This is a genomic window from Natrinema gari JCM 14663, from assembly GCF_000337175.1.
In the GTDB taxonomy this organism is placed as follows: domain Archaea; phylum Halobacteriota; class Halobacteria; order Halobacteriales; family Natrialbaceae; genus Natrinema; species Natrinema gari.
This window is the reverse complement of sequence record NZ_AOIJ01000049.1, coordinates 58,670-71,155: the sequence shown is the minus strand read 5'-3', so window position 1 is coordinate 71,155 and position 12,486 is coordinate 58,670. Positions and strand designations below refer to the sequence as shown.

10 protein-coding genes are annotated in these 12,486 nt (G+C 64.9%); 3 read left to right on the top strand and 7 right to left on the bottom strand.

The genetic code is table 11. The annotated features are described in order from the left end of the window. Positions 1-16: 16 nt before the first annotated feature. Both C486_RS09080 and C486_RS09075 read right to left on the bottom strand, forming a co-directional pair. Positions 17-526 carry a type IV pilin gene (locus tag C486_RS09080; RefSeq protein ID WP_008455381.1) on the bottom strand — a complete coding sequence of 170 codons (510 nt, stop codon included), beginning with the start codon at positions 524-526 and terminating at the stop codon, positions 17-19. A 113-nt stretch (positions 527-639) separates the two neighbouring features. Continuing rightward, positions 640-1,863 (bottom strand): DUF7096 domain-containing protein, encoded by a 1,224-nt coding sequence (locus C486_RS09075; RefSeq protein ID WP_008455379.1) that lies wholly within the window; start codon positions 1,861-1,863, stop codon positions 640-642. Positions 1,864-2,032: 169 nt separating this feature from the next. Between C486_RS09075 and C486_RS09070 the strand changes: the two genes are divergently transcribed. Next, the gene (locus C486_RS09070) at positions 2,033-3,328 is read left to right on the top strand and encodes a helix-turn-helix transcriptional regulator (RefSeq protein ID WP_049910332.1); all 1,296 of its coding nucleotides are present in this window, start codon (positions 2,033-2,035) and stop codon (positions 3,326-3,328) included. Between the two features lie 100 nt (positions 3,329-3,428). Here C486_RS09070 and C486_RS09065 read toward each other — a convergent pair whose 3' ends face one another. Continuing rightward, on the bottom strand, positions 3,429-4,157 hold the full coding sequence (locus C486_RS09065; protein ID WP_008455375.1) for a hypothetical protein: 729 nt from the start codon (positions 4,155-4,157) through the stop codon (positions 3,429-3,431). Between the two features lie 240 nt (positions 4,158-4,397). Continuing rightward, on the bottom strand, positions 4,398-5,393 hold the full coding sequence (locus tag C486_RS09060; RefSeq protein WP_008455373.1) for a radical SAM protein: 996 nt from the start codon (positions 5,391-5,393) through the stop codon (positions 4,398-4,400). Positions 5,394-5,518: 125 nt separating this feature from the next. Here C486_RS09060 and C486_RS09055 point away from each other — a divergent pair, with 125 nt between their 5' ends. Together C486_RS09055 and C486_RS09050 are read left to right on the top strand one after the other, a co-directional pair. Next, positions 5,519-5,941 carry a response regulator gene (locus C486_RS09055; RefSeq protein ID WP_008455372.1) on the top strand — a complete coding sequence of 141 codons (423 nt, stop codon included), beginning with the start codon at positions 5,519-5,521 and terminating at the stop codon, positions 5,939-5,941. Between the two features lie 332 nt (positions 5,942-6,273). Continuing rightward, positions 6,274-7,386 carry a DUF373 family protein gene (locus C486_RS09050; RefSeq protein WP_008455370.1) on the top strand — a complete coding sequence of 371 codons (1,113 nt, stop codon included), beginning with the start codon at positions 6,274-6,276 and terminating at the stop codon, positions 7,384-7,386. 45 nt (positions 7,387-7,431) lie between these two features. On the opposite strand, the gene C486_RS09045 is transcribed toward C486_RS09050, so the two are convergent. From C486_RS09045 to C486_RS09035, 3 genes are read right to left on the bottom strand one after another with little or no spacing between them, the layout of a single operon-like run. Continuing rightward, positions 7,432-8,274, bottom strand: coding sequence for a polyprenyl synthetase family protein (locus C486_RS09045; RefSeq protein ID WP_008455369.1), 843 nt, complete (start codon positions 8,272-8,274; stop codon positions 7,432-7,434). Positions 8,275-8,331: 57 nt separating this feature from the next. Then, on the bottom strand, positions 8,332-10,881 hold the full coding sequence (locus C486_RS09040; protein ID WP_008455367.1) for a methyl-accepting chemotaxis protein: 2,550 nt from the start codon (positions 10,879-10,881) through the stop codon (positions 8,332-8,334). Next, positions 10,881-12,152: an ABC transporter substrate-binding protein gene (locus C486_RS09035; RefSeq protein WP_008455365.1), complete on the bottom strand. Its 1,272-nt coding sequence runs from the start codon at positions 12,150-12,152 to the stop codon at positions 10,881-10,883. The genes C486_RS09040 and C486_RS09035 overlap by 1 nt, the downstream gene beginning before the upstream one ends. Between the last annotated feature and the right edge of the window lie 334 nt (positions 12,153-12,486).

The following is a 12,486-nucleotide window of genomic DNA, read 5'->3' as shown; positions in this document are numbered from 1 at the left end:
GCGACGAGCCCCCGTCTCAGGTCGCCGTCGTCTCGAGGGCGGCGATCCGCCGCCCGTCGACCGTGAGGGTCACGGAGACCGAGTCCCCCGTCTCGAGCGCCGGAGTGTTGGTAGCCGCGACCGAGACCGCGGCCCGCTCTCCGGCCGTCCAGTCCGAATCGGCTCTCGAGTTGAATGGGCCGTCCGGCGTCCCGTTGAACCCGCTCGCGCCGACGAACGGAACCGGCGGCTGTGCGCGCAGTGCTCGCCCGTTTACCGTGATCATCACCGACAGCGACTCGACGTCGATGCGCTCCCCGGCGACGTGTTCGATCTCGATCACCGACCGGTCCCCGTCGACGGAGAGGTCAAAGCTCGCCGTCGGCCCGGGCGACGCGAGCACCCACGCGTTGACACCGACGGCAACGACGGCCCCGAGCACAACGGTGAGCGCGAGTAACACAACGACGCCGACGACCGGACTGACGGCGCGTTTACCCGCCGATACCGCTGGCCGTGTGCCGCGACGATCCCGCGTTCGGGTCACGGTCCGCTCTGGCCGCTCGTTCCCGTAAAAATCTCAGGTCCCCAGAGGGGCTGGCTGCCCGGCACCGGTTGGCGCTCGCTCCATTCGTCCGCTCCCAGAAGCCTGGGTCAGGGTCAGGAGGCCGCCTCGACCGTCGCGCTGACGCTCCCGGCGTCCGTTTCCGCTGTGATCTCGCTGGGACCGAGTGGCCGCACGATCCAGTGGGTCCCGTCATCGTCGGTCTCGCCGACTTCGATGCCATCGACCGAGACGGTTGCCCGGACGGGATCACCGGTCTCCGCGTCGACCACCGTCACCTTCACCGGTCCGCCCGCAGCCGTCTCGGTCGCCGTCAGCTTGAGCCCGTTGCTGATCCAGGTCCGGCCGTCGTCGGTTGGAAGCGATGAGACGGATAGCTCCTGTATTTCGCGGTAGACCTCGCCCGTTCCGCTGTCGAAGTAGAACTCGAGGTGGCCGTGATCGTGTCCCACGTCAGCCCAGTAGTAGCCGGGGCTGTTATCCTGGAAGGACGGGCCGAATTCGCTTGCCCACGGGTAGAGGTCGCCGATGTGATCGTACGCCTCACCGCTTTCGAACCGGTCCGGTGCCGATTCGTCGCGGTTATCGAACCGGCTCGTTTCGACGACGTACTGACTGCCGTCCATCATCGCGACGCTGTAGCCGGTCGACGAGGTCGAGACGACGACATCGTAATGAACGTTGTCGGTCGGCCGTTCGGACAGGCGTCCGAGTGTCGATCGGAGCGGCGTTCGGTGTGCATCCAGCGTCGTGTGGGTCGCGCGGGTTCGACTCCCCGATAGCGAATAGCCCGGCACCTGATCCGCTCGGTTGCCAAGCTCCTCGAGATCACGCGACAGCATCGCCGCCTCGTTGTGATTGCGTAACAGCGTCCGGAGGAGTTCCGCCGATGACCGCTCGCCGGCGGCGTGTTCCCTCGTTGCGTTGCGTTCGCGTTGCTCGAGTTCGGCCGCTCGTTCCGTGAGTCGGTCGTAGGCTGCCTGGAGTATCGCTTTTCGTTCCTCGTCCGTCGCATCGTCGAACTCGCTGTCGACGATGGTATACTGGTCGTGGTCGACCCGGAGCTGGTCGTCCGCGCTCGCAAGCGCCGTTCCCAGGTCCGGCCCGTACTCGGTGTACTCGCTTCGGACCTCACCGCTGAGCGGGAGTCGATTGGTCGTATTGTTAACCGTCGTTGGTGTCTGGGAGGACGACGTTTGCAGTCGCACCGTCTCCACAGCGCTGTTACCCCCGTCGGCAGGCCCAGCCGCAACGATCGTTATCGCGGGCACGGAGAGGACGAGCAGCAACGCGAGGAGGGCGGGGGTCGCGTTGGTCATCGCCACTCCGTACGGGCTCTTGATACAAAAACAGGTCGTCTCCAAACGAACAGCCGGGGCCGAGTTTAATGATCTGCTTACCGTCCGGGAAACCCGTTAGCGCCGTCAGTAACGTTTTATTTTCCGATGGAAAGGGTTTTTTCCCCCGGGAAACCACCCGTTGATACGCATGCGGATGTCCACTGCCGCCACACTCGCCCTCGCAGTCCTCCTCGCTACAACTACGCTGGGGGCAGTGGCCGCAACGCCGTCGGGTCAGTCCTACCAGACGGACGAGCGGTCCCCGCCAGCGCCCTCCCCTCCCGACGACGTCCTCGAGTCACAGACTGCTTCCTCGGCCGCAGTCACACCGCCTTCGCTCGAGCGACCCGACACCCGGCAGATCATCACCGTTCGAATCACTGAGTCCGGGAACGCGGAATGGACGATCGAGAGTCGATTTCGGCTGTCGAACGATACCGATGCGCAAACGTTCGACGAGTACGCCGACGCGGTCGTCTCGGGACGCCGAGACGCTCCGTACGACCCCCGATTGTTCACGCGATATGCGGGCCTCGTATCCGAAGCGACCGGGCGCGAGATGTCGATCGAGGACGAAGAGTGGGACGACCCCCGAATCGAAGAGCGCGACCCAGAGTCGGATCAGCCGTCGGACGGGACGGCCGATCGGATCGGCGTCATCGCCTACTCGTTTACGTGGACGAACTTCGCACCCGTCGACGGGGATCGAATTCACGTCGGCGATTCGTTCCAGGCGGCCGATCGGAACGTAATCCAGACGCTGGGAGCCGGTCAGCGCCTCGTCGTCGAGCCGCCGCCGAACTACGGTTTCGTCGACGCGCCGACGGGGACGGAAGACGGTGCGCTCGTCTGGGACGGCCCCCACGAGTTCGGTCCGGACGGTCTCCAGATCACGATCCTCGCGGGTGCCGGTCAGGGCTCGCCCCTCTTTTCGGGCGGCGGCTGGCTGCTCGCCGCCGTTCTCGGCCTCGTGATCGTCGTCGGTGGGGCGGTGTATCTGCTCACCCAACGAACGCTCGATGTCCCGATTTCGGCCGAACGCCTCTCGTCGCTCGGCATCCTTGCGAGACTCGGCGCGGATACCGGGGACGACCGCGACACCCCGACAGCCGACCGAGCCGGCGGTTCCGAAGCGGTCGCGCCCGCGGCGGCTGACCCGGCCACCGACGGTCCCGAACCGGGTACCCATCTCGAGTTCGAGGAGCCCGTCGAAGACGAGATCGACCCCGAACTGTTGAGCGACGAGGAGCGCGTCCTCCGCTTGCTCAAACGGAACGGCGGGCGGATGAAACAGGGGACGATCGTCACCGAGACCGGCTGGTCGAACGCTAAGGTCTCCCAACTGCTCTCGAAGATGGCCGACGATGACGAGATCGAGAAGCTCAGGATCGGCCGGGAGAACCTCATTACGTTACCGGATGTCGACCCGACCGAGATCGACTGACCTCGCGGAGAGCGGTCGATCCGTGGCCGTCACCGATCGTCCCGTCCCGAAACGAACTACACACCCGCTCCGACGACCGCTTGCGGTCTGTCGTGACAGTTCAGTCGGACGTGGCGCTTTCGATCGGTTCCGACTCGTCGGCGGTCGCACTCGAGCCGTCGGTGCCCCCGTCCGGAGCGTACTGGATCTCTCTGCCCACGGCGTCGTAGATGTCATCCCAGTCCTTGTCCTCGTCCATCAGGAAGACCTCGACGGTCAGCGGGCCAGCACCGAACTCCTCGAGACCGGCCGGCCGAACGTCGATGTGATACGTTCCGTTCTCGTCCATTCGAACCTGGTCCGTCCGTTCGACGAGTTTCTGCTCGTCTTCGTTGATCTTAACGAAGAAGTACGGTTCTCCGATCACGTCACCGTGTGCCGGTGGGTCGACGGCTTCCATGCTGGTGTTGGCGACGATCTCGAGGCTGAAGTTCGAATAGCCGTCGCCGTTCGCTGCGGGTTCCTTGTCGACGAACGTGACGGACTGGATCCGATCCTCGCGTTTGTCTTCCAGTGGGCGGTTCGGTTCCTCGGGCGGCTGCCACGCCGCGTCTGCGGTGGCCTCTCCCCCGTCCGTGTCCGTGTCGCCGTCGGTTCCGTTCGGTTCGGCGTCGCCGGAGCCGGGTTCGATGTCGTCGGGCCCGTCCGCGTTCGTCTCAGTCCCGTTCAGCGGTTCCGTCTCGGCATCGGAGTCGGTTGGTCCGTCCGCTTGCGACCCCCCGAGGGCGCTGCACCCGGAGAGTGCCACGAGCAGTGCGACGGCGATGACAGCAATGGTTCGGAAGTGCATCGTACTCCGGCGTACCGGCCCGGGGCAGATTATTACAGCCTCGCTAAGCGACAGCGTCCCCGTTCACTCCGGAAACGGACGGAACGGCTTTGAAACGGCCGTGTTCTTGCATTGGCCGTTGTGGGACGGTGCTTATACTGTGCAAAAGCGTTCCCGTCGGTCGGTCCGTGATCGGATGCAATCCCGGGCCGCCCGCTACTCCGTCGTCGAGGAGTCGACAGCGGCGTTCGCTCGCCGTACTTAGGCGAGGGGCGTCCGCTCGACCACTTGGCCGTCGTAAGTCGGATACTGTTCGACGATCTCGCCGTCCTCGAGATCGCCGTCCTCGATCATCTCCTCTAAGAGCCACCAGGCGACCTCGACGTGGTCGGTTTTAACGGTGTAAAACTCCTCGGGGACGCCTAGGGCTTCGAACGCCGCGGGGTCGGCGTGGGTCTTGCCGTAGACGAGCGTGCCGTCGTCGGTGACGTCGTCGAACTCGCGGCGGATGTTGCGGGCCATGCGCTTGAGACGGCGGCGGTGCTGGGCCGCGTCCTTGAAGACGGAAGTACAGAAATAAACCTTCTCGTGGTCGCCCATCACGTCGAGGATCTCCTCGCGGGAGCCGTCGACGGCGCTCATGTGGTCTTCCTTGAGTTCGTACCCCTGTTCCTGCATCCGGCGGTAGTTCCCGTCGCTCATCTCGAACTCGTTGATGTTACAGAACTCGGCCGCGCCTTCGTCCAAGAACTCGAGGAACTCCGACTCGGCGCGGATACCGGGGATTTCGAACGCGGGGGTCAGCCCCTCTTCACGGGCGATGTGGAGAATCTCCTCCCATTCGGTGCCGTGGAGGTCGCCCCACTGTTCGTAGGGCGGGTGGAACCGGATCTCGTCCAGGCCGGCCTCCGAGAGCCGACGCATGTTCTCGCGGCCGCCGGTGATGCCGGTGTAGAGGTGGGTGTGGTGGTCCTCGCCGAACTCGTCTTTGAGGAGTTCGAGGTAGTGACAGGTCCGGCCGAGGGCCTCCTGGGGTTCGCCACCGGTGATCGATGTCCCCAGTGCGTCCATCCGGTGGGCTTCGGTGAGGACGTCGTCGTCGCTCTCGACGAGTCGTTCGTTGGCGTAGACATCGGTGACGTTCTTGCGGTTCTCGCCGAGCGGGCAGTAAAAGCAGTCGCGCTGGTCGCAGTAACCGTAGACGAACAGCACCATTTTCCCACCTTTCGCGCACTGCTCACAGCCCTTCGAGATCATTCGAGGGAACGTATCCGCCCGAGCCTCAAAAGCCGTGCGAAATCAGGAGAGCCGATCGACGGGCTCCGACGGCCGAGTCGCGGCCCCATACTATTATATCACGGCGACGGAATGTAGCGTATCCGATGTCACCGGGGATTTACGTTCTCTGTATCGACGACGACCCCCACTACCGCGAGTTGACGGCGACCGTCCTCGAGCGGCGCGACGACGATCTCGTCGTGACGACCGCCGAAACCGGCCGCGAAGGGCTGGCGATCGTCGACGGCGAGCCCGACCCTGACCCCGATCGCGGAATCGACTGCGTCGTCAGCGATTACGACATGCCCGGCATGGACGGCCTCGAGTTGTTCGGGGCGATACGGAGCCGGGACCTCGACGTTCCGTTTATCCTGTTTACCGGGGCCGGATCCGCGGAGATCGCAGACGAGGCGATCTCGGCCGGCGTCACCGACTACGTCCGGAAAGGGACGGGAGCCGACCAGTACGCCGAGTTGGCGGCCCGAATCGAAACCGCCGTCGAGAGCGACCGCGAAGACAAGCGGTAGACGGCCCGCGGCCTCGCGCCGACGGCACTGTTCGTCCTCGATGCCGAGGGGACGATCAGCCGGTCTACCGCGGCGGTCGCAGCCGCGTTCGCGGAGCCCGAAACGGAACTGTCCGGACGGCGTTTCCGGCCCACATCGACCGCGACGACTACGACGAGCGGGTGACGACCACGGACGCTGACGCGGTCGGTGACGTGCTCTCCTCGACGACCGAGTGCTCCCTCGAGACGAGCGGGTCGGGCTGAGTCCTCGCGAGACCGCAAGCGCGCTCGCGGCGGCTTCGATTCCGTCGTCCAGAAGAGAGAAATACCGCGGCGTGCAACCACGAGGCGATGCTGTTGGTCCTCTGTGTCGATCTCGACGACGATCTCGGTCGCAAGACCGGCTTTTCGACGCCGGTCATCGGCCGTGAGCCCGTCGAAGAGGCGGCCGTCGCCCTCGCGACCGCCGATCCGGAGGACTCGGATGTCAACGTCATCTTTCAGGGCTTGCACGTCTACGACGATCTCGCCGACCGCGAGGAAAGCGTCGAGGTCGCCGTCGTCACCGGGAACGATCAGGGCGACGTGAGCGCCAACCGCGAAGTCGGCGACGAGGTCGATACCGTCCTCGCGAGCCTCTCGACCGCGGAAGACGTCACCGCCCTCGTGATCACGGACGGCGCACAGGACGAATCCGTCATCCCGATCATCCGTTCGCGCGTCCCCATTGACGGCGTCCGGCGAGTCGTCGTCCGACAGGCACAGAACTTGGAGTCGATGTACTACACGATCAAGCAGGTGTTAAACGACCCCGAAACGCGCGGGACGGTACTCATTCCCCTCGGGATTCTCCTGTTGATCTACCCGCTCGCACTGGTCGGCTCCGTCCTGGAGATGCCCGGGTTCGTATTGGGAACGACGTCGGCGTTACTCGGCTTGTACCTCATCTCTCGCGGTCTGTGTCTCGGCGATCGACTGGACGCCACCGTCGAACGCGCCCGCCGCTCGCTGTATGCCGGTCGCACGACGTTGCTGGCGTACGTCGTCGCCGCGGCGCTGTTCGTCCTCGGGGGCGTCAGCGGGATGGAGACCCTCGAGTCGGTGCGCGCCTCGACGACGGGGAGTCTCGACGTGCCAGTCATGCTCGCGGCACTGGTCAACGGCGCGATCCTCTGGTTCGCCGCCGCGGGGCTGACCACCAGTCTCGGCCAGATCACCGACGAGTACATCGCCGACTCGCTCGAGTGGCGCTATCTGAACGCGCCGTTTTACGTGCTCTCTATCGCGGTCGTCCTCCACGCGGTGAGCGCGTTCTTCCTCGAGCGAGTCGGGATCACGTATCTCGCGGCGGCCCTGACCGCGGGGACACTGCTCGGGATCGTGAGTACGCTCACGTTCGCCGTCGCGGAGTCGCGGTTCTCGGACGGTCGGGACGACGGACGGCGCGGGGCCGAACGCGTCTGACCCGTTGGTGGCTCGAGACGCTGCCGCTCGGCGTCGTCACACCGGCTATCGTTCCCGCTCGACGACGAATTCGGCGAGCTCGAGGAGGTATTGTCGTGCGTCGGGGTCGGCGACCTCGACCCGATCAAGGGCGTCGATCGCCCGGTCGGCTTCCTGTCGGGCGTGGGCGTTCGCTTCGTCGGGCGTGAGATCCGTCACCTGAACGACCGACGGGCGCTCCAAGGCGGCGTCGTGGCCGGTCGGCTTGCCGAGTTCGTCGGGATCGGCGACGGCATCCAAGACGTCATCCCTGATCTGGAAAGCGACCCCGACCCGCTCGGCGTACTCGCCGAGCGCCTCGACGGTGACGGGATCGGAGTCGGCGGCGATCGCCCCGAGTTCGGCCGCAGCCCGGAACAGCGCACCGGTTTTTCGACGGGCTAACGTCATGTACTCGTCTTCGTTGGTGGGCTCGGCCGACAGTTCGGTTGCCTCGCCGACACCGAGTTCGACCATCGCTTCGGCGACGACACGCGTCGCGTCCGGATTCGCAGAAAAGAGGGCGAACGCTTCGCCTAACAGCCCGTCGCTTGTAATGATCGCCGGCCCGTGGCCGAACTCGGCCCAGGCGCTGGTCGTTCCGCGTCGCAGTTCCGAGCGATCGATAATGTCGTCGACGACGAGCGAGGCGCTGTGGACGAGTTCGATACCGACGCCGAACTCGACGGCGTCCTCGGCTCGCCCGCCGACCGTCTCACAGGCCAGTAGCGTTACCATCGGTCGGACGCGCTTGCCGCCCGAGAGCGCAACGTGGCGCAGTTCGTCGCTGAGCGTCTCGGGTTCGACCCCCTCGACGACCTCGACGAGACGCTCCTCGATCAGCGCCCGTCGGCGCTCCAGCAGTTCCATCACCCGCGCTTAGGACGGCGGTGAAAAGTACGTGACGGTTCGACCGTCGATTCGGACTTACTCGTCGTCGAATCGAGTGAAGGTGAACTCGTCGTCCGACGATCCGTCAGCGTCCGTGTCGTCGGCGTCCGACTCGGACCCGGTCTCCGTCTCGTCCGCTCCGTCGTCGCCGCCATCGCTTCCGTCTCCCGCGTCGGTCACGCCCCGCGTGGCCTCCGTCGATGCTTGGGTGTCGGGCTCGGACTCGGTTGCAGTCTCGGCTACCGTGTCGGGAGTCCCGTCACTGTGCTCGACCATGTCGTCGCCGTCGATGTCCGACTCCTCGAACTCGAAGGACATCTCGTGGTCGGATTCGTACTCGTCGATCGAGACGTCTTCCGCTCGGTCGGTTTCGAAGTGATCGAGCGTCTCGCTCAGGTGTGCCGCCTGATCGGCGAGCGAACTCGCGCTCTCCGACACTTCCGAGAGGGCGGAAGTCTGCTCTTCGGCAGCCGCCGCAACGCGCTGGGATTCGGCCGCGGTCGATTCGGAGATATTCGTCGCCGACGAGACCATGGCGACGACCTCCTGCGTCGAGGCCGCCTGTTCCTCGGTCGCCGCGGAAATCTCCTGTACGCCGTCGTTGGTCCGATCGGCGTAGTGGGCGATCTCGTCGAGCGCCTCCGCGGCGTTTTCGACGGAGCCGACGTGCTCCGAGATCCGCTCTGCGGTGCGCTGGACCTCGGTCGCCGTTTCGCTCGTCTGTTCGTCGATCCGCTCTAACCGCTTTTCGATGTCCTCAGCTGTCGATTTCGTGTCCGCGGCTAACTCCTTGACCTGCGTGGCGACGGCACCGAACCCGGAGCCGTCCTCGCCGCTGTCGCCCCGCGACGCTTCGATGTTCGCGTTCAGGGCGAGCATGTTCGTCTCGCGGGCGACGTCGGAGATGAACTCGACGAGTTCGTCGACCTGTGCCATCTCCTCTTCGAGGTCCTGGATCGCATCGACGGCATCGGTCGACTCCGATTCGATCACGTGCATCCCGTCGATCGCCTCCTGTGCCGCTTGGCGACCGAGGCGTCCAGTTTCGGCCGTCTGCTCTGCAAGATCGGCGACGTTGTTCGAGGAGGCCGCGATCTCTTCCGTTGTCGTTGACAGGTCGCTCATCTCCTGGTTGACCGACTGCAGGTTCTGGTTCTGGCGGTCCGCACCGTCCGAGATCGACTGAATCGAGTCGGAAACCTGCTGTGACGCCGAGCGAACCTCCTCGGAGCTGGCAGTCACCTGTTCGCTGGCCGCCGCCACCTCGTCGGCGAAGGCCTTGACGTTGGCCGTCGTCTCCTCGAGTTCCTCGAGCATCTCGTTGAACGCGACCGCGATGTCGGTCATCGCATCGCTTTCGCTCTCGGGGTCGAGCCGCTGGGTCAGATCGCCGTCAGCACACTCGTCCATCACGCTGCTGAACTCCTCGGCTTTCGTCTCGAGGTGGCGGTTCATCGATTCGGTCTCGTCGCGGGCCGCTTCCGCTTCCCTGCGGGCGACCTCGGCCGCCTCGATCTGGTTTCGCAACGAGGTGCGCATGCTGTCGAACCCGTCGTACAGCCGGCCGATCTCGTCGACGCGGTTCGTCTCGAGATCCACGTCGAGGTTGCCCTCTTCCATCTCGGCCGTCCGGTCGCGGAGCCGAGCCAGCGGGCCGACGGTCTGTCGCCCGAGGACGACGCCGACGGCACCGAGCGCGATGAGACTCGCAAGTATCATCGTTATGACATTTATCTTGACGTCGTTCGCGACGCCGTAGGCTTGCTCCGCCGGGACGCTCGTGACGGCGACCCACTGGGTGTTGCCCACGGGGACGTACGATCGGACGACATCATCGTCCCGGTTGAGCGTCATTCGACCGCCGAGGGCAGCCTCGATCGCCCCACTGTCGACCACGTCGGCGTCGAACGACGCCGATTCGGCCTTGAAGACGGTTGCACCGTCGCCGCCGATGATGGCTGTCGAGGCGGACGTGTTCTCCTCGTGGAGCTGGTTGACCTGATACTCGAGGGCGCCGACGATGACGACGGCCCGGTCGTCGCGGTCGGTGACCGGACTGGCGAACGCCATCACTTTGTCCTTGAGCGTCGGCGACTTGTAGGCCGACTGGGAGTGCCAGACGGACTCGTCGAGTCCGAGGTTGTCCTCGAAGCCGTCCGTGGCCCACGGTTCCGCCATATCGGCGAACGATTTGCCGCGGTAGGACGCGTCCGTGCTCGTGACGATCTCGTTGTTCTCGGTGTCGACGTAGTGGATGGCACGGACGTCGACGTCCATCCGGGCCTGCTCTTCGACGAGTTTGCCCTGGACCGCCTGCGGATCGCCCTCCTGAAGGACCGACGAATCGGACGCCGTTCGGGTCTGGACGCGCATCGACTCGACCCAGTTACTGATCGTATCCGCGTGCGTTTCGGCGGTCGACTCGAGCTGTTCATCCGAGTCCGTCCGGACCGTGTCGTTGATCTGGACGTAGCTGACTGCCCCGACGCTCCCGATCACGAGCACGACCGCCAGGATCGAGACCACGAACTTCAGGAGGTATCGCCGCCTGATAAACGACGGAACCAGCGATGCGGGCGACACCATTATGGACTCACCCGTTCTATTTCGGCGATTCCGCTGGAAGCGCTTTCGTCGAACTCCCAGTACTGGATGACGCCGTCGGTCACGTCGCCGTTCTCGTCGAAATTAACCGGACTGGACGCCCCCCGATACGTGACGGCCTCGCCCTGGGCCGCGAGTTCGATTCCCTCTGCGAGATTGTCCGGGGTGATCTCTTTCCCGTCTCCGGTCGTGACAACCGGCATGGCGCTGCCGATCGCTTGGCCGTCGTTTTGCCCAGCGTAAGCGTTCGCGAGGAGCAAGACGGCGCTTGCGTCGTACGAGTGGGGCGTGAAGATGCCCGGTTCGGTGTCGTACTCGTTTTTGAATAGCTTCGTGAACCTCTGGTTACCGGGCCCGTTGACCAGCGGTGCAGTACCGCGGATGCCGTCGAGCGAGTAGTCGACTTGGTCGTGGAGGCTCTTGTCTTGCATCCCGTCGGTAACGAGGATATCCTCCGGGGCGTCGGCACCGAGGTCAGCGAGTACCTGGCCGCCGGTCCCCGGATAGCCGATCACGAGCAACAGGTCTGGATCGTCCGTTCTGGCTCGCTCGATGGCCGCGTCGTAGGAACTCGAGTCGCCTTTCAGCGGGACCTGCGACGTGACTGTGCCGCCGTGTGTACGCTGGAACGACCGCGTGAACGCCTGGGCCAACTGCCACCCGTAGTCGTTGTTCTCGTAGAGGATTCCGGCGCTGTCGTGGCCGAGGTCGTTCGCCGCCTTCTGGGCCAGGACAAGCGCCTGCAGCCGGTCCGACAGTGCGGTCCGGAAGACGAGGCCGGCATCGTTGAGCGACGTGATCGTCGGCGACGTCGCGCTGGGCGAACAGCAGACGGTCCGGTACGGAATGAGCACCTGCTGGGTCGCCTGCAGCGTCACGTCGGCCGCCGCCGGACCGTTGACCATCGGGTACTCGCCCTCGGTGACGAGTTTGAAAGCGCTTTGAACGCCTTTGGACGGGGACGTTCCCGTGTCGACGACGTTGTAGTCGATGTCGAGCGATACGTCGTCTCGTACTTGTTTGGCCGGGAGTTCTGCGGCGTCTCGAATCGGTTTCCCGAGCGACTCGAGCCTGCCGCTTAGCGGTTGCATGATCCCGAGTTTGAGCGTCCGGTCGGTACCGCCAACGCCGGTTCCGGACTCGGCATCGTTCGAGTCGAGTCCGGGTACCGAACTGAGGCAGCCGGCAAGGCCGCCGAGACCAGCGGTACAGAGACCAGACAGTAGTGTTCGTCGGTTCGATCGACTGGGCATACCTCCGCATCCAACTCATAGCATATAACTGTACTGTCTGCTAAACCTGAACAGTTAGCTGACTATCAATAGAACGGCGATATCACCGGTTGAGTAACCGGGATCGTCGCCAGTCGTCGGTGGTGAACTCCCGAACGGGACCTACTCGTGTGTCGTGACCCACCCGACACCGAGAACGCTGTTGCAGAAAGCGGGCACGCGACACCGCAACCGCGATCCCGACCCAACGACCGCTCGGTTCACCACGGCGCGCAGCGCCGTGAGTCCGTTCGGCCGGGCTGCTATCGCTTCCCCGTCGAACTCGTCGGCGACTGCCGGCACGACGTGCGACCAC